Origin of the sequence: Kocuria sp. UBA5001, from assembly GCF_002398425.1 — a bacterium.
In the GTDB taxonomy this organism is placed as follows: domain Bacteria; phylum Actinomycetota; class Actinomycetes; order Actinomycetales; family Micrococcaceae; genus Kocuria; species Kocuria salsicia.
In genome coordinates this window covers 222,358-243,944 of the sequence record NZ_DGYR01000001.1, presented here as the reverse complement: position 1 = coordinate 243,944, position 21,587 = coordinate 222,358, and the positions used below count along the sequence as shown (strand labels likewise).

The following is a 21,587-nucleotide window of genomic DNA, read 5'->3' as shown; positions in this document are numbered from 1 at the left end:
CCGATGAGCTGACCCGGGCCTGCCCGGGGGCGGGGGCGGAGTCGTCGTGACAGCCGGGGGGTCAGCCCGCGAACATCGCCAGCATGATGGAGATGTAGTGGCACACGAAGCCGCCGATCGTGCACGCGTGGAACACCTCGTGGAAGCTGAACGTGGCGGGACGCAGCCGCGGCCGCTTGAGGGCGTAGCAGACGGCGCCGCCGATGTAGAGCGCGCCGCCCACGATGAGCATGACCGTGGCGGGCACGTTGACCCCGAAGAACGCCGGGAGGTAGACCACGGAGAGGCAGCCCATGACCACGTACAGGGGCGTGTAGAGCCAGCGCGGGGCGCCGAGCCAGAACACCCGGAAGAGGACGAGCAGGGCACCGAGGGACCAGATCACCGCGAGCAGGACCGCGGCGCTGCGTCCGGGCAGGAAGCTCACTGCCAGGGGGGTGTAGGTGCCCGCGATGATGAGCGCGATGTTCGAGTGGTCCATGCGCCGAAGGATCGCGTTCATGCGTGCGCTCCAGTAGAAGCGGTGGTAGACGGCGGAGGTGCCGAAGAGCAGCACGGCCGTGACGGCGTAGACCACGCAAGCCAGGCGCAGCTGCACGGTGGGAGCAACGACCACCGCGATGATCCCCAGTGCGGTGGCCACGGGGCTGAACCCGGCGTGGATCCAGCCGCGCCACGAGGGCTTGCGCTCCACGGTCACCGGCCCGTTGCGTGTCTGGCGCACCACCGTGGGGGGATCGTACGGGTCACGGCCTCCGGCGCGGTCGTCTCGCATGGGGGATCACACTGCCTTCCGTGACTGTTCCCACCGGCACGGCGGTCGTGGGGCGCTGCCGTGTTGGGCGGGCGCTACGGGTAGTTTAGTGGATGTGAATCCGCACAGGCCCGAGCAGAGTCAGGGGGCACGACCGTCATGAGGCTCCCCCGAGTCATGTACTCGTTCTACGAGCACCGCCTGGCGCGCACCCTCTCGCAGGAGGAGCTGCCCCACCACGTGGGAGTCCTCGTGGACGGCAACCGCCGGTGGGCCCGGCAGTTCGGCACCTCCACGGAGGAGGGCCATCGGGCCGGGGCGCGCAAGATCGTGGAGTTTCTGCGGTGGTGCAACGAGCTCGACATCCAGGTGGTCACCCTCTACGTGCTCTCCACCGAGAACCTCAACCGGCCGCCGGAGGAGCTCACCGCGCTGCTGGAGATCATCACGAACCTCACCCGGCAGCTGCAGGAGGAGGGGATCTGCCGGATGCAGGCGGTCGGGGCGCTGGCCACCCTGCCCCCGGAGCTGCAGGAGCAGCTCGCCGGCAGCGTCCAGCGCACCGCGGAGAACCCCGGCCCGCACCTGAACATCGCGGTGGGCTATGGGGGGCGGCAGGAGATCGTCGACGCCGTGCGTGAGGTCTTCACGGACGCCGCGTCCCGTGGGGAGTCTCTCGAGGCCACCGCGCAGGCCCTGAGCATCGAGGACGTCTCCGCGCACCTCTACACCCGCGGCCAGCCGGATCCGGACCTGCTGATCCGCACCTCCGGGGAGCAGCGGCTCTCGGGGTTCCTGATGTGGCAGTCCGCCTACAGCGAGTTCTACTTCTGCGAGGCCCTGTGGCCGGACTTCCGGCGCGTGGACTTCCTGCGCGCCCTGCGCGACTACGCCCGTCGGCAGCGCCGCTTCGGCGGCTGAGCCGGCTCTACCGGTCCCGTTCACGAGCTCATGGCGGAAGTTCACGCGCCGTTCACCGGTGGGGCGCGCCACCCTTGATCGGCCTCCCTAGCGTGAGAGGTGCCGGACACACCGGCCAAGGACTTCGCAGAGAAAGGGCCCCATGAGCATCGACACCCCCGTGACCCCCGTCCGATCCGGTGCGCCCGAGGAGGACGGCCCCGCGGCCGGTGTGCGCACGTACGTGATCGACACGTCCGTGCTGCTCTCGGACCCGCGCGCCGTGTTCCGTTTCGCCGAGCACCGCGTGGTTCTGCCCGTGGTGGTGATCACCGAGCTCGAGGCCAAGCGCCACGACCCGGAGCTGGGCTACTTCGCGCGCAAGGCGCTGCGGTTGCTGGACGACCTCCGCGTGACCCACGGCGGCCTGGACCGGCCCGTGGACCTCGCGGACGGCGGGTGCCTGCAGGTGGAGCTCAACCACGTCGCGGACACGGTGCTGCCCCAGAGTTTCCGGCTGCGGGACAACGATTCACGCATCCTGAGTGTGGCCGCGAACCTCTCCGGCGAGGGGCACGACGTGTGCGTGGTGTCCAAGGACCTGCCCATGCGGCTCAAGGCCTCCGCCCTGGGACTTGCCGCGGAGGAGTACCGCGGTGAGTGGATCGGTGGTGACGACGCGTACACGGGCGTGGCCCACCTGGACGTCGCGGACGACGTCGTCTCCGGCCTCTACGCCGAAGGCCGCACGGAAGTGCCGGGCGCCCGGGAGCTTCCCGTGAACACGGGTCTGGTCCTGCGCTCGTCCGCGGGCAGCGCTCTCGCCCGGACCGAGCCGGACGGGCGGGCGCGCCTGGTCGCCGCGGACCGGGACGTCTTCGGGGTGCAGGGGCGCTCGGCCGAACAACGGTTGGCGATCGACCTGCTGACCGACCCGGCCGTGGGCATCGTCTCCCTGGGTGGTCGCGCGGGAACGGGCAAGTCCGCGCTCGCGCTGTGCGCCGGGCTCGACGCCGTTCTGGAACGCCGCGAACACCGCCGGATCATGGTGTTCCGCCCGCTCTACGCGGTGGGTGGCCAGGACCTGGGCTACCTCCCCGGCACCGAGGAGGAGAAGATGAACCCGTGGGGTCAGGCGGTCTTCGACACGCTGTCCTCCCTGGTCTCACCCGCGGTCGTGGACGACGTTGTGGCGCGCGGGATGCTCGAGGTGCTGCCCCTGACCCACATCCGCGGGCGGTCCCTGCACGACGCGTGGGTCATCGTGGACGAGGCGCAGTCGCTCGAACGCAACGTGTTGCTCACCGCCCTGTCCCGGATCGGGCAGAACTCCAAGGTGGTGCTCACCCACGACGTCGCCCAGCGGGACAACCTGCGGGTGGGACGTCACGACGGCATCATGGCCATGGTCGAGGCGCTCAAGGGTCAGCAGTTGTTCGGGCACGTGAGCCTCACGCGCTCCGAGCGTTCACCCATCGCGGCCCTCGTGACCGACCTGCTCGAGCGCCAGGACGTGTGACCCGAAGGCGCCAGGCTGGGAGGGCGGCGTCGTCTGCCCCCACTCGGCGTGGTCGTCCCGAGCCCGCGGCGTCGACGTCAGGTCCGAACGCGCTGCGCGCCCTGGACACCCGAGAAGCACGGCCCCTGGGGAATCCTCCCGATGCGGATCGCGGGCGGCGGCTCAGGCCGGGAGTACGGGCCACGGCACGTGACGGGAGACGTCCGTGAGGTTGAAGTCCTGCTGCGTGAACAGGTCGTCCAGCTGGTACTCGTCCACCGCCTCGATCACGAGCCGGTGGCCCTGACCCGCGTACGGTCCGCGCAGCACGTGGGAGTAGACGCAGACGCCGGTCGCGGTGTCCACCGCGATCCGCGTGGGACCCGGGGCGAGCGGGTGGTTCGCGGTCACGGGCCGGTAGCGCACGGTGGGCTCCACGGTCGCGCACCACACCCGGCGTTTGGCGAAGGCCCCGGCCACCACGGAGGACAACAGCGAGGGGCGCTGCTCCGCGAGGTAGGGCGGGGTGGGCGCGGGGCCCACGCATTCCACGGGGTCCAGGATGGCCTGCCAGCGCCCGCCCCCAAAGATTGGGTCCCCGTAGGCGGCCTCGGGGCGGCGGACCACGAGGCCGCCGTCGTCGTAGACCGGTGAGACGAGCGCGGGAGGCAGCAACCAGGAGCGGGACGTGTCCGCCACGTAGAAGTCGTCCCGGGAGCGTTCGAGGCACGTACTCGTGTACAGCACGGCGCCCTGCAGTGTCTCCACGCGCACATCGGAGGGCCGGCGCAGCCACACGCGCACGGGGTGGGCGGTGGTGTCCGTATTCTCGCTCACCCAGGACAGTGTGAACCGCACCGTGTCCCAGCGCCACGGGGAGGACCGGCACAGCGCGGCAAAGGACTCCTGGGACACGGTCGATCGGGCGGGCCTGCTCTGCCAGGGAGCGATCATGGGCCCAGTCTACGAACCCGTGCTCCACACGGGCCGCCGTTCATGACCCGCACCACAGCGGGGTGTCTAGGATGAGTTCATGCCTCAGCCCGACACAGCGAGCATCGGAGGCTTCGTGGGGGCGCACCTGCAGGAAGCCACGGTCGGCGCACAGCTGGCCGCGGTGGCATGCGCCCTGGCCGTCATGGTGCTCGCATGCACAGGAGTGTGGCTCGCCGCCACCGACATCCGGTACCACCGCCTGCCGGGGCGGGTGGTGCGCCCGCTGTATCCCGTGACCGCCCTCCTGCTGGGCGCCTCCGCCGTCCTCGCGCACGACACCGTGCGCCTGTGGTGGATGCTGTGGGGTCTGCTCATCATGAAGGGACTCTTCCTGGCCCTGCGGTTGATCAACCCCGCCGGCATGGGCATGGGGGACGTGCGGCTCGCGGGGGTCCTGGGGCTGCTCACGGGATTCTCGTCCGTGACCCACACGGTGCTCGCGCTCGCGGCCACGTTCGTGCTGGCCGGGCTGTTCTGTGCCGTGCTGCTGGTCATGCGCCGGGCCCGGGCGAGCAGTCGCATCCCCCTGGGGCCGTTCATGATCGTGGGAAGCTTGGGTGTCGTGGCGTTCCTGTGAACGCCACCCGCCTCGATGTCCCCACGCAGCCGTGCCCACACAGGAGGAGACGCCCGTGCCCGTTCCCGAGTTCATCGCCCACCTGCGCCGCAAGATCGATCACGACCTGTTGTGGTTGCCCGGGTGCACTGCCGTGGTCCTGCACGAGGGCCGGGTGCTGCTGGGGCGGCGCGCGGACAACGGGAACTGGGGACTGATCACCGGGATCGTGGAACCGGGGGAGGATCCCGGGGTCGCCGCGCGCCGCGAGTGCCTCGAGGAGACCGGTGTGGAGGTCACGGTGGACGACCTCGTGCGGATCAAGGCCGGGGACGTCGTCGAATTCCCCAACGGTGACCGCTGCCAGTTCCTGGACCACACGTTCCTGTGCAGCTACGTGTCCGGGGAGGCCCGCGTGGCGGACGACGAGTCCCTCGCCGTGGGGTGGTACCCGGTGGAGGACCTACCCCCGATGCCCGAGCACCAGGCGGAACGGTTGCGGGCGGCGCTCGCCTTCACGGGGCGCACCGCCTTCGAACGCTGAGGCCTGCCGCTCGCGCCGACGGGTCTCGCAATGCTCTGATGAGCGCCAGAATTTCTCATCTGATATTTTTGGTACGTGGGGTGGGTCACACCGGCCACTCCCGGGTTTCTGATGGGAGCAGCCATGCAGCAGGACACATCCGCCCAGGATGCCATGACACTTTCCCAGTCCGTGCTGGGCGAGCTGGACATCCCGGTCCCCGGCTACGACCGTTCCGAGGTCTCGGTGGGGATCGTGCACTTCGGAGTGGGAGGTTTCCACCGCGCGCACCAGGCCATGTACGTGGACCGCCTCATGAACGATGGCAAGGATCTGGACTGGGGCATCTGCGGCATGGGCGTGCTCCCCGGGGACGCCGCCATGAAACAGGTCATGGCGGACCAGGATCACCTCTACACCCTGGTGCTCAAGCACCCGGACGGCACCCTGGAACCGCGGGTCATCGGGTCCATCGTGGACTACGTGTTCGCACCGGCCGAGCCGGACAGGGCCATGGCGCAGCTCACCGATCCGGCCACGCGCATCGTCTCGCTCACCATCACCGAGGGCGGGTACAACTTCAGCCAGGCCACGGGCGAGTTCGACGCCCAGAACCCCGCGGTGGCCCACGACCTCGAGCAGGCGCGCGTGGCCGCCCAGGGCGGCGAGGCAGAGCCCCCGGTCACGGTCTTCGGCCTCGTGGTCGAAGCACTCGCCCGACGGCGCACCGCGGGCACCCGCCCGTTCACGGTCATGTCCTGCGACAACATCCAGGGCAACGGGGACATGGCCCGCCGGCAGTTCACGGCGTACGCGCGATTGCGTGACCCCAAGCTCGCGGAGTGGGTCGAACAAGAGGTGATGTTCCCCAACTCCATGGTGGACAGGATCACGCCCGTGACCACGGACGCGGACCGCCTCATGATCGCCGAGGAGTTCGGTGTTCAGGACGCATGGCCCGTGGTCGCGGAACCGTTCGCCCAGTGGGCGCTCGAGGACGCGTTCACCGACGGCCGCCCCGCGTTCAAGGACTCCGGCGTGCAGGTGGTCCCGGACGTGGAGCCCTACGAACTCATGAAGCTGCGACTGCTCAACGTGAGTCACCAGGCCCTGTGCTACCCGGGATTTCTGGCGGGATACGAGTACGCGCACGAAGTCTGCCAGGACCCCACCTTCGTCTCCTACCTGCTGGGGTACATGAACCGTGAGGCCACCCCCACGCTGCGACCGGTGGACGGCGTGGACCTGGACGAGTACAAGCAGCAACTGATCGAGCGTTTCTCCAATCCCCACGTGCAGGACACCCTCGCGCGGTTGTGCGCCGAGTCCTCCGACCGGATCCCCAAGTGGCTGGTCCCGGTCATCAAGGACAACCTGGCCAGCGGCCGACCGGTCGATCTCGGTGCCACGATTGTGGCCTCCTGGGCTCGCTATGCGGAGGGTACGGACGAGAACGGGGCTCCCATCACCGTGGTGGACGGCCGGAAGGAACGCGTCATGGCCGCCGCGGCCCGGCAGTCCGAGGACGAGCTCGCTTTCGTGCGGGACACGGACCTGTTCGGGGATCTGGCGCAGCACGAGGAGTTCACCCGGCCCTACGTCGAGGCGCTACGCAGCTTCCACGAGCGCGGGGCGCGCGTGACGATCGAGGACGCAGTCGTCCGGTTCACGCGGTAGCCGGAGAGTGCGCGGGCACGCACGGCCCGCGACACCGGGCGGCATCCGCGGCGTCGGGCACGGCTCGTGAGACCGGGAGCGGCCGCACGGGCTGGTCCCGGTGACTGTGTCCCAGCAGAGCGCGCCGGGGTGCTCCCCCCTCGCCGTCTCAGCCCGTCGGCTCGGGCCGCCGCTCCATGGGGTCCGCCGCGAGTTCGGTCTGGAGGTTCGCCCGAGCGTCCCCGTACCGCTGCCGGAACCGCTGCGCACCGGTGTCCGAAGTGGGGTGCAGGCGCCGACCCACCGAACGCTCCCATTCCGGGAAGGACCCGGTGGTGACCCACGCCGCCTGCCGCGCGGCGCCCAACGCCACGTACTCGCCCGTGTCCGGCACGTCCACCGGCATCCCGAGGGTGTCCGGCAGGACGCTGCATAGCGCCTCGGACCTGGCGCCCCCGCCGATCAGCAGGACCCGCTCGACCGCGACGTCCAGCCCGCGCAGCACGCTCAAGCAGTCCGCGAGCGAATTGGCCACGGACAGCACGGCGGCACGCGCGAGGTTCTCCCGCGTGAGGGATGCGCGCGTCATCCCGTCCAGTCGCCCGGTGGCTTGGGGCAGGTTCGGGGTGCGTTCGCCGTCGAAATACGGCAGCAGCGTGAGGCCACCGGCGTCCGTGGCCCCGGACGTGGCCAGACGGGTGAACTCGTCGAGCCCCACGCCGAGCAGTTCCGCCGTGGAGGTCATGACACGCGCGGCGTTGATCGTGCACAGCAGCGGGAGGAACCGGCCCGTGGCGTCCGCGAAGCCCGCCGTCACCCCGCTCGGGTCCCGGGGAGGCTCGGCGCTGCACGCGAACACCGTGCCCGAGGTCCCCACGGAGATCGTGACCTCGCCCTCGCCCAGGCCTAGTCCCAGCGCGGCCGCAGCGTTGTCCCCGGCGCCGGGGCCCACGACGACGCCGCTGCCGCAGCCCCATTCCGGGCCCAGCGTTCCCGCTGCCCCGCCCGCCGCCAGGACACGGGGCAGCTGCGGAACGGCACCGAAGTACTCCTCGAGCAGCTCGGGGCGGTACCGGTCGTGGGCGGCGTCGTAATAGCCCGTGCCGGAGGCGTCCGAGCGATCAGTGACGAACTCACCGCACAACTGGAGGGTCAACCAGTCGTGGGGGAGCATGACGCGCTCCACCCGTGAGGCGGCCTCGGGGTCGTTCTCCCGCAACCACGCGAGCTTGGACAGCGTCAGGGAGGGGACGGGCGCCATGTCCACGCGCTCCACCCACCACTCGGTCCCGTGCTCGGCGAGCATTCGCGCGGCCTGGGGCGCGCTACGGACGTCGTTCCACAACAGGGCGTCGTGGACGGGCTCACCGTGGCGGTCCACGGCCACCATGCCGTGCTGTTGACCGGCCACCGCCACGCCCACCACGTCACCGCGACCCGGGACCCCGGCGTCCCACCAGGCGGTGCGCAGTGCGTCCAACCACGCCGCGGGATTCACGCTGGTCCCGTCCGGGTGCGGTGCGTTCGCGTGGGCGAGTGTCCGCCCGGTGTGCGTGTCCACCACCACGACCTTGCAGGACTGCGTGGAGGAATCGATGCCGACGACCGTGGTCATGGGGTCCTTTCCGTGGAAGTCGGATGGGCGTGGGAGTGGCAGGGGGTCACCCGTTCCCGGCCGCAGCGGTGCGGGGGAGCAGGTCCTCAAGGGCGTTGCGCAGGGCTGCGTCGCACACGAGATGGTCCACGAGACCGCCCCGGACGGCCGCCAGCACCGCCGGCGCGCGGTCGCCGCCCGAGGCCACGGCCACCTTCCGTCGCGCCGCCCGCAACTGCGCTACGCTCGCGGCAACGATCATCCCGCTCACGGGCGAGTCCAGTTCGTGTCCCTCGGCGTCCAGCAGGTGCCCCGATACCTCCGCGACCGCACCGGCGCGCTGGGCGGCGCGAGCGACGTCGTCCGCGATCCGGGGCCACACCGTGGAGGTGTCGGGAGACCACCCGCCCACGGCGAGTACGGCGACGTCGAGCGAATCGGCGCGCCGCAGCGTCAGCTCGACCTCGCGGGACTTCTTGAGCGAATCGGCCTGTTCCACCACGAGCGGCGCCCACAGCGGCCAGGCCGAGCGGCAGCGCAGCGGCGCGAGCAGCCGCGGTGACTCCGACGCGTGGTCGTCGGTGCTCAGCGCGCCCGCGAGCTGAATGACGTCGTTGTGCGGCAGCGCGGGCAGGTCGTGGACTGCGAGTCGCAGCGTGCGGGACCACGAGATGCCCAGGACGTCGTCGTCATGCAGGACACGCGTGATCTCCCGGGCCACGGCCTTGCCCAGAGCCTCCCGGTCCGCGGGCCACTGCGTGGAGCCCACCGTGACGAGCCGCTGCAGCCCCGCCGCGCGCGCGAGGTCCTCGTCCGAGTTCTCGAGCGGCACCGCGATCTCGATACGGACGATCCCCGTGTCCTGCGCCTCCTGCAGCAGTGCGGCCACCTGGAAGCGGGAGAGCCCGGACTTCTTACCGAGTGCGATCTTAGACGTGCCCTCCACGAAGTACTCGTGGGCCAGGTGCGCGAGCAGACGCTGGCGTTGGCCCGGGTCAGTGGGGGGCCAGGGGGCCGTGGTTGGCATGTCTCACCGCATCCGGGGTCATCATTCGTGCCCGAGGGCCTTGCTCATCTGAGTCTATATGACTAGCATCACAGCACACCTGAGGAATGCGGTGATCTCATATGAGACTCTGACGGGGCTCCGAGGTTCGACCGCTGATTCCTCCCGTGCAGCACGTGCCACGAGGACAAGGAAGATCATGACTCCACGATTCAGGGGCCGGCCCTGTGCCTCCGATCATCCGCCCCGGAGGGCACGGCGTGGTACGCGCCGCTCGGCGTGGTGGCCGGCGGCCGCTGTCGCGGCGCTCACGGGTTTCACCCTCACGGGCTGCGCCGCCGCCGCGGACGACTCCACGAACCAGATCGTCGTGGCGATCGTGTCCAACCCCCAGATGCAGGACGCCATGCAATTGCAGGACGAGTTCCGCAAGGCGCACCCCGGAGTGGACGTGAAGTTCGTGTCCCTGCCCGAGAACGAGGCGCGGGCCAAGATCACCGCGTCCGTGGCCACGGGCGGCGGTGAGTTCGACGTCGTGATGATCTCCAACTACGAGACTCCCATCTGGGCTGAGAACGGGTGGATCGAGGACCTGCAGCCCTACATCGAGCGCACCGAGGGCTATGACGACAAGGACTTCATCGGCTCCATCCGCACCGCCCTGAGCAAGGACGGGGACATGTACTCGGTCCCGTTCTACGGCGAGTCCTCGTTCCTGGTCTACAACAAGGAACTCTTCGAAAGGGCCGGCGTGACCATGCCGGAGAAGCCCACGTGGCCCCAGGTCGCCGAGCTCGCCGCAAAGCTGGACGACTCTGCGAACGGTGTCTCCGGGATCTGCCTGCGCGGTCTGGCTGGCTGGGGTGAGGTCATGGCACCGCTGAGCACAGTCATGAACACCTACGGCGGTGGTTGGTTCGACGAGAACTGGAACCCCACCCTCACGTCCCCCGAGACGAAGGAAGCGGTCACCGAGTACGTGGACCTCGTGCGCACGCACGGTCAACCCGGTGCCGCGACGTCCGGGTACGGGGACTGCATCACCCGCTACAGCCAGGGCAGCTCGGCCATGTGGTACGACGCGACCGCCATGGTCTCCTCGATCGAGGACCCCGCGTCCTCCACCGTGGCGCACAAGAACGGGTACGCACCCGCCCCCGTGATGCATACGGATGCGGCGGGGTGGCTGTACAGCTGGTCGCTCGCGATCCCCACGACCTCCGAGCACAAGGACGCCGCGTGGGACTTCGTGAGCTGGATGACGAACAAGGAGTACATCAAGACCGTGGGTGAACGGTACGGGTGGGAACGCGTTCCCCCGGGCTCGCGCTACTCCACGTACGAGATCCCCGAGTACCGCAAGATCTCCCAGGCCTACGCCCAACCCACGCTGCGAGCCATGGACGGGGCGTCCCAGAAGACCTCCATGACACATCCCGTGCCGTACGAGGGGCTGCAGTTCGTGTCGATCCCCGAGTTCCAGGACCTGGGAACCCGGGTGGGACAGCAGATGTCGGCCGCGATCGCGGGGAGCACCTCGGTGGACCAGGCCCTGCAGCAGTCCCAGGAGTACGCGCAGCAAGTGGCCCGTACCTACCAGCGTGAAGAAGGGCAGTGACCATGTCGTCCTCCTCGACCTCCACCCGCGTGCGCGCCCTGGCCGGCCCGCACGGTGTCGGCCGTTCGCCGGCCACCGGTGACGAGCACCGTCGTCACGACGCGATGTCACGCAGGCTCCCGCTGCTGCCCGCTCTGATCTTCACGATCATCGCGACCCAGATCCCGTTCCTGATCACCATCTGGTACTCGCTGCGCTCGTGGAACCTGCTGAACCCCGCCTCGGACGTGTTCGTGGGTCTGGCCAACTACGCGGCGATCTTCACGGACAGCACCTTCCGCCAGGTCGCACTGAACTCGGTGATCTACACCCTGGGGTGCGTCCTGGCCGCCATTGTGTTGGGCACGGTCCTCGCTCTGCTCCTGGACCGGAAGTTCCGGGGCCGGGGCGTCGTGCGCACCCTGTTGATCACCCCGTTCCTGATCATGCCGGTGGCTTCCGCGACCCTGTGGGGCGTGTCCATGTTCAACCCCACCTTCGGGTTGGTGAACTGGCTTCTGGGCCTCGTGGGCATCCCCGCGATCGATTGGACCTCGTCCTACCCGGTGCTGTCCATCCTGATCGCGCTGGTGTGGCAGTGGACGCCGTTCATGATGCTCCTCATCCTGGCGGGTCTGCAGTCCCAGCCCCGGGACGTCCTGGAGGCGGCTCAGATGGACGGCGCCACTCGGTGGCAGACGTTCGTGCACATTACGCTGCCGCACCTGCGCCGGTACATCGAACTGTCCGTCCTGCTGGGCGCGATCTACGTGGTCAACACGTTCGACCAGATCTACCTCATGACCGCCGGTGGTCCGGGTACAAGCAGCGCGAACCTGCCGTACTACATCTACCAGCGCGCATTCCTGGGCTTCGACATCGGCCAGGCGGCGGCCATGGGTGTGGTCGTGGTCGTGGCCACCATCATCATCGCCAACTTCGCCCTGCGTCTGATCTTCAAGGGCTTCATGAGGACGGAGCAGAACTGATGAGCACCAGCGCCGCCGCGTCCCCGGCCGGAACCCCGGCCACCGCCCCGACCACCGCGCCGTCCCGCGCGCCGCGTCGTTCCCGCAGGAACTCCTCCGGGGCAGGCTCCGCGGCCCTGACCCTGTTCACGTGGCTGGTCGCCATCGGCTTCTTCATGCCCGTCCTGTGGCTCGTCCTGACGTCCTTCAAGCAGGAGGCCGACGCCGCGTCCGACCCGCCCACGTTCTTCTTCGATCCCACGCTGGACCAGTACAAGGCGGTCTTCGAGGCCGGCGCGGGCGGGTACTTCTGGAACTCGGCGGTGGCGACCGTGGTCTCCACCCTGCTGGTGATCCTGTTGGCCGTTCCCGCCGCCTACGCGGTGAGCATCCGCCCCGTGGAGAAGACCCGGGACGTGCTGTTCTTCTTCATCTCCACCAAGATGCTGCCCGTGGTGGCCGTGATCATGCCCATCTACGTGGTCGCGGGCAAGCTCAAGGTGCTCGACAACGTGTGGACGCTCGTGTTCCTCTACACCGCCATGAACCTTCCGTTGGCGGTGTGGATGATGCGCTCGTTCTTCCAGGAGGTGCCGCGCGAGGTGCTCGAGGCCGCCCAGATGGACGGTGCCTCGCTGATGACCACCATGCGTTCGATCCTGATCCCCATGGTCACCCCGGGCATCGCATCCACCGCACTGATCTGCGTGATCTTCGCGTGGAACGAGTTCTTCTTCGCCCTGAACCTCACCGCGGCCGAGGCCGCGACCGTCCCGATCATGCTCGTGTCCACCATGACGAGCGAGGGTCTCTACCTCGCCCGGCTCTCCGCCGCGAGCGTTCTGGCGTCCCTGCCCGTGGTGCTGTCCGGCTGGGTCGCCCAGAAGCAGCTGGTCCGTGGTCTGTCGATGGGTGCCATCAAGTAGCCGACGGCGCGCGGGCTCAGGGCGTGACGATCGCCTTGAGTGCCCCCGGCGAGGTCCCCGCGGTCAGGGCCGCGGGGACCTCGCCCAATGTGTGTCGGGAGGTCACGAGGGCGTCCAGGTCCACGTCCCCGGAGGCCGCCAGGGCGATCGCGGTGGGCCATGTGTTGGCGTAGCGGAAGATGCCCGTGAGCTGCAGTTCCCGTTCCTGCAGGAGTGGAACGGGAACGGACAGGGTGTCCGAGCCCATGCCCACGAGCACGATCCTGCCGCGTGGAGCCAAGCGGCGCATACCCGTGAGGATCGCGGCCTCCGCACCGCTCGCGTCCACCAGGGCGGTGTACCCGGAGCCGGGGAACGGTGCCGTGTCTGGGGGAGCGGACGCGACCGTGAAGGTGTCGGTGGCGCCGTAGGCCTCCGCGACCCGCAGCCGGTCCTCCCGGGTGTCGGTGACCACCACGGACACGGCCCCGGCCAGCCGGGCACACCGTGCCGCGAGCAGACCCACGGGGCCCGCGCCGCTGACCAGGACACGGTCGCCCAACGTCACGTTCGCAGCGCGCACCGCGCTCACGGCCACGGACAACGGCTCCAGGAGGGCGGCGGCATCGTCGGACACGGAATCCGGGACGGGGTGCGCGAAGGCCGCCGGGTGGACGGCGTACTCGCTGAACACACCGTCCACCGGGGGAGTCGCGAAGAAGCGCACCGCTGGATCCAGGTTGTAGTGCCCGCCCAGCGTCTCGGGGGAGAAGGCCGAGGGGACGCCGGGTTCCAACGACACACGCTGTCCCGGGTGCCGATCGGTGACCTCGGAGCCCACGGCAACCACCGTGCCGGACGGTTCGTGGCCCAGCACGAGCGGGTGCTCGACCACGAAGCTGCCGACCCGCCCGTGCTCGAAGTAGTGGGTGTCCGATCCGCACACGCCGACGGACGCGATCCGTATCAGCACGTCGTGCGGTCCAGGGCGCGGGACGGGGCGGTGCTCCACGTGGATCTCACCCGGGGCGCTCAGCACGCTCACGCGCATCTCTGTGGGGATCTGGAAGGCGGTGTCGTTCACGGTGTCGTTCTCCTCGTCGGTCCGGAAGGGGGGGGTCCGGGCACCGACGGCTGAGCGGAGCCCGCGGCGTGGGATCAGTCGGGCAGTCGCAGGCCCGTGGCGGTGTCGAACAGGTGGGCGCGCTCGGGATCGGGGGCCACCCACACGGTGGTCTCCACGCGCGGTGGCTGCCGACCGTCCACGCGGATCACGAGTGGGCTCGCATCCGCCTCGGTGTTCAGGCCCGTGTTGGGAACGGTGTCCTCGTCCTCGCCGTGGGACGTGGCCACGGGGGTCACGTGCTGGGCGGTGCGCTGGTCCAGGTGGCCGTACACGTACGCGTCCGCGCCAAGCTCCTCGACGACGTCCGCGACCACGGCCAGTCCGTGACCCTCGGAGGAGATCACGAGATCCTCGGGACGCACCCCCACGGTGACCTCTGGTCCCGTGAGCGCCTCCCGCGCGGCCGCGCTCAACTGCCAGGACAGCGTTCCGAGTTCCACGGTGTGCTGCGGGCTCACGGCGGTGCGGAACAGGTTCATGGCGGGCGAGCCGATGAATCCGGCGACGAACTCGTTGGCCGGGCGGTCGTAGAGTTCCCGCGGGGTGTCCACCTGCATGAGGCGGCCGTCCTTGAGCACCGCGACCCGGTCACCCATGGTCATGGCCTCGGTCTGGTCGTGCGTCACGTACACCGTGGTCACGCCCAGTCGGCGGGTCAGGGACGCGATCTGGGTGCGGGTCTGGACACGCAGCTTGGCGTCCAGGTTGGACAGCGGCTCGTCCATCAGGAACACCTGGGGCGAGCGCACGATCGCTCGGCCCATGGCCACGCGTTGCCGCTGACCCCCGGAGAGGGCCTTGGGCTTGCGGTCCAGGTAGTCGGTGAGGTCCAGGATCCTGGCCGCCTCCTCGATGCGCTGGTTGCGCTCGGACTCGGGAACCTTGGCGATCTTCAGAGCGAATCCCATGTTGTCCCGCACGCTCATGTGCGGGTAGAGCGCGTAGTTCTGGAAGACCATGGCGATGTCCCGGTCGCGGGAGGCCACATGGGTGACGTCCTCGCCCCCGATCCGAATGGCGCCATCACTGACGTCCTCGAGGCCCGCGAGCATACGCAGGGTCGTGGACTTGCCGCAGCCCGAGGGCCCCACGAGAACCAGGAACTCTCCGTCGGCGATGTTCAAACTGAGATCGTTGACGGAGGGGCGTTCGGCGCCCGGGTAATGACAGGTGACGTGTTCGTACTGCACGCTCGACATGGCGATCCTCTTTCCCGGCAGGCACGTGCCGGACGATCCGTGGGAGAAAAGGGGCACAAAAGTGAAGTGCTTCACTCTCAGATGTGAGCATATCCGTCGCGTGTGATTCACACCACCGTGATGGTTCACGAGCCGGAGACAACGAAGGCCCCGGGTAACCAGGGGTTCCCGGGGCCTTCGGCACGTACGGGCCGAGCTGCGTCGTCGCCCGGGCCGGAGAGCGGGTCAGGCGTCCGAACCGGAGCGTGGGCCAGTTGCGCGGATCAGCCGCGCGGGATGTTGCGCAGGTTGGAGCGAGCCATCGACACGGCCTCGCCGGCACCGCGGTTGAGCACGATGCGGGACATGGCCGTGGCGAAGCCGAAGACCTGCTCGCTCTTGATCTTCGGGGGGATGGACAGCGCGTTGGGGTCGGTGATGACCTCCACGAGCGAGGGACCGCGGTGCGAGAGCGCGGTGGTGAACGCCGACTCGAGATCCTTGGGCTTCTCCACGCGGATGCCCTGCAGCCCGGCGGCGCGGGCGATCGCCGCGTAGTCGGTGTGGGGGACGTCCACGCCGTAGTCCTGCAGCCCGTCCACGAGCATCTCCAGCTTGACCATGCCGAGCGTCGAGTTGTTGAAGACCACCACGGTGACCGGCAGGTCGTACGCGGCGAGCGTGAGCAGCTCGCCCATGAGCATGGACAGCCCGCCGTCGCCCGAGACCGAGATCACCTGGCGGCCCGGCTCCGCCATGGACGCGCCGATCGCGTGGGGCAGGGCGTTGGCCATGGAGCCGTGCAGGTAGGAGCCCAGGACGCGGCGGGTGCCGAGCGGGTTGATGTAGCGAGCGGTCCACACGTTGCACATGCCGGTGTCAGCAGTGAACACGGCGTCCCGGGCAGCCACCTGGTCCAGCACGGACGCGGCGTACTCCGGGTGGATGGGGGTGATCTTCTCGACCTTGCGGGTGTAGGCCCCCACGGCCTTGTTCATCAGCTTGTCGTGCTTGGCGAGGGTCTTGTCCAGGAAGGAGCGGTCCTTCTTGGGCTGCAGCTCGGGCAGCAGCTTGAGGATCGTGGACTTCACGTCCCCGTACACCGGCACGGTCACGCCCGTGCGGCGTCCAATCACTGCGGGGTTGGTGTCCACCTGGATGGTGGTGACGTCCGGGAGGAACTGGTCGTACGGGAAGTCCGTGCCCAGCATGACCATGACGTCCGCGTCGTGCAGCCCCTCGGCCGCGGCGCCGTAGCCCAGCAGCCCGGTCATGCCGACGTCGAACGGGTTGTCGAACTGGATCTGGTCCTTGCCGCGCAGCGAGTGGCCGACGGGAGCGTTGAGCGTGTCCGCGAGCGCGATGACCTCGTCGTGCGCGCCAGACACGCCGATGCCCGCGAAGATCGCAACCTTCTTGGCGGAGTTCAGGGCCTCGGCCATGCGGGCGATCGTCTCGTCGGAGGGCACGATCGAGCTGGGGGCGGGAACGGAGTAGGGACGGGCGTCGGCGGCCATGTCCGAGTCCGCGAGGTCACCGGGCAGCGTCACCACAGACACGCCCGGGCTCGTGACGGCGAACTGGATCGCGGAGGCCACCACGGAGGGCGACTGCTTGGCCGTGCTCACGAGTTCCGAGTAGACGGAGCACTCGGTGAAGATCCGGTCCGGGTGCGTCTCCTGGAAGTACCCCGAGCCGATGTACTGGGAGGGGATGTGGGAGGCGATCGCCAGCACAGGGGCACCGGAGCGGTTGGCGTCGTAGAGGCCGTTGATCAGATGCAGGTTGCCGGGACCGCACGAGCCCGCGCACACGGCGAGCTTGCCGGTCACCTGCGCCTCGGCGCTCGCGGCGAAAGCGGCGGCCTCCTCGTGGCGCACGTGGACCCAGTCGATGCCGCCCTTGGCGGAGCCCCCCGAGCGGCGGACCGCATCCACGATCGGGTTCAGGCTGTCGCCCACCACGCCGTAGATGCGCTCGACGCCCGCGGCGATGAGTTGCTGGATGATCTGGTCTGCAAGTTTCACGCGTTCTCCTCGGGAGGCGGGCCGCCGCGGCCGTGCCGTGCGGCGGTAGTGGAAAAAGTCGCTGCGCGCCAGCTTAGTCCCGTTCCCGGGGGCTCCCGGAATCTATGTGGCGAACGAGACAGGCCCTGGTGGGGCAGCGCACCGTCAAGTCGGGGTTGACGCAGGGCGGGGCGTCAATGTTTGCTTGACGCATGACAAAATCCGCAAAGAACGTCTCCCGCAACGACGGCTCCGCCCGCTCCGCGGGAACCACCACCGCCGTTCCGACCGCATGGGCGGGGGTCGACTGGGCTGCCATCGACTGGGCCCGTGTGGACTGGGTGCGCGCCTCCGCGCGACTCGCGACCGGCAGCCCAGGAGCCTGGGGCGATCTGCCCACCCGGGGTGCGCGCCGTCGAACGCCCGCCGCGGGCGACGTCGGCGGCGCCGAAGACCATGGAACCGAGGCGTTCGAGACCGACTGGAGCACGTGGCAGGCCCCGGCCCGCGCCTACCCGGTGACGGTCTACGGGATCCACGAGGCCACGCCCGGCCCGCGCTGGAAGGCGCTCTTCGACGCCACCTGGCCCGCGTACCGCTCGTGGTACCTCACGGGTCCCGGCACCCGCCCGAGCCTCGAGGAAGCCCGTGGCAGGCTCGAGGAGCACATGCCCGAGCTGGTGCCCACATGGCGCGAGCTCGTGGCGCAGACCGGCGGTGACGGCGACGCAGCGCGCTTCCTGACCATGTGGAACCTTCCCGCCTTCGCACCGGCGTGCTCGCAGCTGGCGACGGTGGGGGAGGAGACGTCCCTGACCCGCAACTACGACTACGTGCCGGAGCTGTGGGAGGCCACGGTGTACTCGAGCGAGTTCACCGGACGCAAGGTGATCGGCACGGGCGACTGCCTGTGGGGGCTGCTGGACGGGATGAACGACGCCGGTCTGGCCGTGTCCCTCACGTTCGGCGGGCGTCCCGGCTCCGGGCCCGGCTTCGCGATCCCCCTGGTGGTCCGCTACCTGCTGGAGGTCGCGGAGACCGCTGCCCAGGCGAGGAAGCTGCTGCGCGGGCTGCCCGTGTCCATGTCCTACAACGTCACCGTGGTGGACGTCAGCGGTGAGCGCTTCACCGCCTTCGTGGCCCCGGGGCAGGACACCGAGTTCTTCGACGCGTGCACCGCGACCAACCACCGCGGCAAGACCCCGGAGTACCCGCAGAAGGCCGCGCAGTTCCACTCGGTGGAGCGCCTGGAGTTCCTGGACGCATCCGCCGAGCAGGGGGTGAGCGCCGCCGAGGCGCGGGACAGCTTCCTGCGGGATCCCCTGCACCAGGACCACTACTCGGCCGGGTTCGGCACGCTGTTCACCGCCCACTACCGCCCGGACCTGGGCACGGTCGAGTACGTGTGGCCCGGTGTCTCGTGGACCCGTGGCTTCGACGACCCGGACGACACCCTTGAACTCGTGCTCGAGGGACGGTGAGTCCGGCACTCGCCCCGGTTCCCGAGATCGGGGCGGGTGGTGCCATGATGGGATCCGTGAGCAGCCACACACCCGCCCCGTCCGGCCCCGAACCCTCCGTGTCCGACCTCGAGGACGCGGCGCTGCGGGCCCTCGCGCAGCTGAGCGGCCGCGGGGATCCCGAAGCGTTCCAGGCCCTGCTGCGGATCAGCGCGGCGGCGGGTGAGCACCTGGGGGTTAGTGCCCGCTCCGTGGCGGAGGCGGCCTCGTGGTCCGCCGTGGCCGGTGCCGCCGGCACCTCGCGCCAGGCGGCGTGGTCCCGGTGGAAGACCTGACAACCCTCCGCCGACGCGGTCCCCGGACCGCAGGACCACATCACCACCGGGCCGCAGCATCACAGAACGGAACTCGGCCACCCGAAACATCGGGTGGCCGAGTTCTGCGTCTCAGGACCGGGTCCGTGCGAGCCCGGCGGGCCGCCCGGGATCAGCTCAGTAGTTGCCGGTCATCGTGGTGACGTCCAGCGCTTTGTCCAGCTGCTCCTCGGTGAGCTTCTCGCCGTCCACGTAGCCGAGCTCGATGGTGGCCTCGCGCACCGTCATCTTGTTCGCGACGGCGTGCTTGGCGATCTTTGCGGCGGCCTCGTAGCCGATCGCCTTGTTCAGCGGGGTCACGATCGAGGGGGACGCCTCGGCCAGGAACGTGCAGCGCTCCACGTTGGCCTGCAACCCGTCCACCATCTTCTCCGCGGCCACGCGGGACACGTTGGCGAGCAGGCGGATGGACTCCAACAGGTTCGCGGCCATCACGGGAATGCCCACGTTCAGCTCGAACGCACCGTTGGTGGAGGACAGAGCCACGGTGGTGTCGTTGCCAATCACCTGCGCGGCCACCTGGATGGTCGCCTCGCAGATCACCGGGTTGACCTTGCCGGGCATGATCGAGGAGCCGGGCTGCAGGTCCGGGATGTGCAGCTCACCGAGACCGGTGTTGGGCCCGGAGCCCATCCAGCGGATGTCGTTCATGAACTTCATGTAGGAGTACGCAATGTTGCGCAGCTGCCCGGAGGCCTCCACCAGGCCGTCACGGTTGGCCTGCGCCTCGAAGTGGTTGCGCGCCTCGGTCAGCGGAAGGCCGGTCTCCGCGGACAGCAGCTCGATCACGCGCGCCGAGAAGCCGTCCGGGGTGTTGATGCCGGTGCCCACGGCGGTGCCGCCCAGGGGGACCTCCGCCACGCGGGGCAGGGAGGCGTCGATGCGTTCGATGCCGTAGCGCACCTGGGCCGCGTAGCCGCTGAACTCCTGGCCCAGGGTCACAGGGGTCGCGTCCATGAGGTGCGTGCGACCGGACTTCACCACGGTCTTGAACTCCTCCGCCTTCTTCTCCAGGGAGGTGGCGAGGACGTCCATGGCCGGCTTGAGGTCGTTGATCAGCGCGTTCGTCACGGCCACGTGCACGGAGGTGGGGAAGACGTCGTTGGAGGACTGCGACGCGTTGACGTGGTCGTTCGGGTGGACCTCCACTCCGGCGGACTCGAGCGCGCGGGAGGCCAGCGTGGCCAGGACCTCGTTGGTGTTCATGTTCGAGGAGGTGCCCGAACCGGTCTGGAACACGTCGATGGGGAACTCGCCGTCGTGCTCCCCTGCGGCCACGGCGTCCGCGGCGTCGCGGATGGCCTGGGCGCGCTGCGCGTCCAGCACACCCAACTCCTCGTTGGCGGTCGCGGCGGCCTTCTTCACCTGCGCGAGCGCCTTGATGTGCTCGCGCTCCAACGTGTTGCCCGAGATGGGGAAGTTCTCCACGGCGCGCTGCGTCTGCGCGCGGTAGAGGGCGTTCTTGGGAACGCGGACCTCGCCCATGGTGTCGTGCTCGATGCGGTACTCAGTGTTTTCAGCCATGTCGCCAGTTTACGGCCACCGCGCCCCTCGGCGCCCGACGAAGCGCCCCGCGATCCGGGCTCGTGACGACGTCGTGGTCAGACCCGCGACGTCGGCCGGGCACGACGTCGGGACCGGAGCCCTGGCGCTGCCGCGCCCGGTGAGGTCGGAGGGAGGTGGACGACGCCGCGCCGCCACGTGTCCTCGCGGGTCTGGTCCGTGTGCAGCAGGTCCTGGTACTCAGGACAACGGCGACGAGCAGGGATTCCCTGCTCGTCGAACGCCTGGGCGACTAGCTGATCTGGGGATCGTCGCTGTAGACCAGCTCGGCCTTGCCGTCCGCAAGGTGGTAGAACACGCCGATGACGGCGGCCTCACCGCGGGAGACAGCACCGGAGATCACGGTGGACTGGTCCAGCATGCGTGCCGCGGTCTGCTTGGTGTGCTCCACGACCATGTCCTGCAGGTCCGCGTTCCCGGAGCGCTGTGCCTGCAGGACGGACGGGGTGATGCGCTCCACCAGGTCCCTCTGGAAACCGGTGGGAAGCTCACCGGACTCCACGGAGTTCTTTGTGGCGGTCACCGCGCCGCACGAGTCGTGGCCGAGCACCATGATCAGCGGTGTGCCGAGCACGTCGATCGCGAACTCGAGGGAACCGAGCACGGCGTTGTCGATGACCTGGCCCGCAGTGCGGATCACGAACGCGTCCCCGAGGCCCAGGTCGAAGATGATCTCCGCGGCGAGCCGGGAGTCCGAGCAGCCGAAGATCACGGCGAACGGTTTCTGCGACTCGGCGAGGCTCTCGCGGCGCTGCGCGTCCTGGTGGGGGTGCAGCTTGTCCCCGGAGATGAACCGGGAGTTGCCCTCCTGCAGGGCCCGCCAGGCCTCGGAGGGGGTGCCGGGTGCGTGGTCCACGCTGGCTGTCTCAGTGTTCACGGTGGGACTCCATGACTCGAGGAGGGGTGACGCGGCGTGATACTGCGCGC

The 21,587-nt window shown here is 69.4% G+C and carries 19 protein-coding genes; 10 read left to right on the top strand and 9 right to left on the bottom strand.

All coding sequences use genetic code 11. The annotated features are described in order from the left end of the window. Positions 1-61: 61 nt before the first annotated feature. Positions 62-775 (bottom strand): PAQR family membrane homeostasis protein TrhA, encoded by a 714-nt coding sequence (gene trhA / locus B3G12_RS01110; RefSeq protein WP_144942386.1) that lies wholly within the window; start codon positions 773-775, stop codon positions 62-64. 138 nt (positions 776-913) lie between these two features. On the opposite strand from trhA, the gene B3G12_RS01105 reads away from it, so the two are divergent. Beyond that, a complete protein-coding gene (locus B3G12_RS01105; protein ID WP_290498690.1) occupies positions 914-1,675 on the top strand; it encodes an isoprenyl transferase in 762 nt (253 codons plus the stop codon). Between the two features lie 142 nt (positions 1,676-1,817). Next, positions 1,818-3,173, top strand: coding sequence for a PhoH family protein (locus tag B3G12_RS01100; protein WP_290498688.1), 1,356 nt, complete (start codon positions 1,818-1,820; stop codon positions 3,171-3,173). A 162-nt stretch (positions 3,174-3,335) separates the two neighbouring features. Here B3G12_RS01100 and B3G12_RS01095 read toward each other — a convergent pair whose 3' ends face one another. Next, positions 3,336-4,106 (bottom strand): hypothetical protein, encoded by a 771-nt coding sequence (locus B3G12_RS01095; protein WP_290498686.1) that lies wholly within the window; start codon positions 4,104-4,106, stop codon positions 3,336-3,338. A gap of 79 nt (positions 4,107-4,185) precedes the next feature. Between B3G12_RS01095 and B3G12_RS01090 the strand changes: the two genes are divergently transcribed. The 3 genes from B3G12_RS01090 (at position 4,186) to B3G12_RS01080 (ending at position 6,904) form a co-directional block, all read left to right on the top strand. Continuing rightward, positions 4,186-4,725, top strand: coding sequence for a prepilin peptidase (locus B3G12_RS01090; protein WP_290498684.1), 540 nt, complete (start codon positions 4,186-4,188; stop codon positions 4,723-4,725). 55 nt (positions 4,726-4,780) lie between these two features. Then, a complete protein-coding gene (locus B3G12_RS01085; protein ID WP_290498683.1) occupies positions 4,781-5,248 on the top strand; it encodes an NUDIX hydrolase in 468 nt (155 codons plus the stop codon). 153 nt (positions 5,249-5,401) lie between these two features. Continuing rightward, complete coding sequence (locus tag B3G12_RS01080) at positions 5,402-6,904, top strand: mannitol dehydrogenase family protein (protein ID WP_290498682.1); 1,503 nt, start codon at positions 5,402-5,404, stop codon at positions 6,902-6,904. A 148-nt stretch (positions 6,905-7,052) separates the two neighbouring features. On the opposite strand, the gene xylB is transcribed toward B3G12_RS01080, so the two are convergent. Both xylB and B3G12_RS01070 read right to left on the bottom strand, forming a co-directional pair. After that, entirely contained in the window at positions 7,053-8,498 is a 1,446-nt protein-coding gene (xylB, locus tag B3G12_RS01075) for a xylulokinase (RefSeq protein WP_290498680.1), read from the bottom strand. A gap of 46 nt (positions 8,499-8,544) precedes the next feature. Beyond that, a complete protein-coding gene (locus tag B3G12_RS01070) occupies positions 8,545-9,504 on the bottom strand; it encodes a sugar-binding transcriptional regulator (protein WP_290498678.1) in 960 nt (319 codons plus the stop codon). 178 nt (positions 9,505-9,682) lie between these two features. Between B3G12_RS01070 and B3G12_RS01065 the strand changes: the two genes are divergently transcribed. Genes B3G12_RS01065 through B3G12_RS01055 form a run of 3 tightly spaced genes read left to right on the top strand, consistent with a single transcriptional unit; the run spans position 9,683 to position 12,974 of the window. Beyond that, complete coding sequence (locus B3G12_RS01065; RefSeq protein ID WP_290498676.1) at positions 9,683-11,101, top strand: ABC transporter substrate-binding protein; 1,419 nt, start codon at positions 9,683-9,685, stop codon at positions 11,099-11,101. 2 nt (positions 11,102-11,103) lie between these two features. Then, positions 11,104-12,069 carry a carbohydrate ABC transporter permease gene (locus B3G12_RS01060; protein ID WP_290498674.1) on the top strand — a complete coding sequence of 322 codons (966 nt, stop codon included), beginning with the start codon at positions 11,104-11,106 and terminating at the stop codon, positions 12,067-12,069. Continuing rightward, positions 12,069-12,974 (top strand): carbohydrate ABC transporter permease, encoded by a 906-nt coding sequence (locus B3G12_RS01055; protein ID WP_290498673.1) that lies wholly within the window; start codon positions 12,069-12,071, stop codon positions 12,972-12,974. Before B3G12_RS01060 ends, B3G12_RS01055 begins: the two co-directional genes overlap by 1 nt. A 16-nt stretch (positions 12,975-12,990) precedes the next feature. On the opposite strand, the gene B3G12_RS01050 is transcribed toward B3G12_RS01055, so the two are convergent. The 3 genes from B3G12_RS01050 to B3G12_RS01040 form a co-directional block, all read right to left on the bottom strand. Continuing rightward, a complete protein-coding gene (locus B3G12_RS01050; protein WP_290498672.1) occupies positions 12,991-14,037 on the bottom strand; it encodes an NAD(P)-dependent alcohol dehydrogenase in 1,047 nt (348 codons plus the stop codon). Positions 14,038-14,111: 74 nt separating this feature from the next. Next, the gene (locus tag B3G12_RS01045; RefSeq protein WP_290498670.1) at positions 14,112-15,278 is read right to left on the bottom strand and encodes an ABC transporter ATP-binding protein; all 1,167 of its coding nucleotides are present in this window, start codon (positions 15,276-15,278) and stop codon (positions 14,112-14,114) included. 263 nt (positions 15,279-15,541) lie between these two features. Beyond that, positions 15,542-17,284 (bottom strand): pyruvate dehydrogenase, encoded by a 1,743-nt coding sequence (locus tag B3G12_RS01040; protein WP_290498668.1) that lies wholly within the window; start codon positions 17,282-17,284, stop codon positions 15,542-15,544. A gap of 191 nt (positions 17,285-17,475) precedes the next feature. On the opposite strand from B3G12_RS01040, the gene B3G12_RS01035 reads away from it, so the two are divergent. Further along, complete coding sequence (locus B3G12_RS01035; RefSeq protein ID WP_290498666.1) at positions 17,476-18,744, top strand: C45 family autoproteolytic acyltransferase/hydolase; 1,269 nt, start codon at positions 17,476-17,478, stop codon at positions 18,742-18,744. 56 nt (positions 18,745-18,800) lie between these two features. Then, positions 18,801-19,058 (top strand): hypothetical protein, encoded by a 258-nt coding sequence (locus tag B3G12_RS01030; RefSeq protein WP_126874776.1) that lies wholly within the window; start codon positions 18,801-18,803, stop codon positions 19,056-19,058. Between the two features lie 156 nt (positions 19,059-19,214). Here the strand turns inward: B3G12_RS01030 and B3G12_RS01025 are convergent, their stop codons facing one another. Together B3G12_RS01025 and B3G12_RS01020 are read right to left on the bottom strand one after the other, a co-directional pair. Then, positions 19,215-20,621, bottom strand: a complete 1,407-nt coding sequence (locus B3G12_RS01025; RefSeq protein ID WP_126874777.1) for a class II fumarate hydratase — start codon at positions 20,619-20,621, stop codon at positions 19,215-19,217. 271 nt (positions 20,622-20,892) lie between these two features. Beyond that, complete coding sequence (locus B3G12_RS01020; RefSeq protein ID WP_144942382.1) at positions 20,893-21,537, bottom strand: carbonic anhydrase; 645 nt, start codon at positions 21,535-21,537, stop codon at positions 20,893-20,895. Between the last annotated feature and the right edge of the window lie 50 nt (positions 21,538-21,587).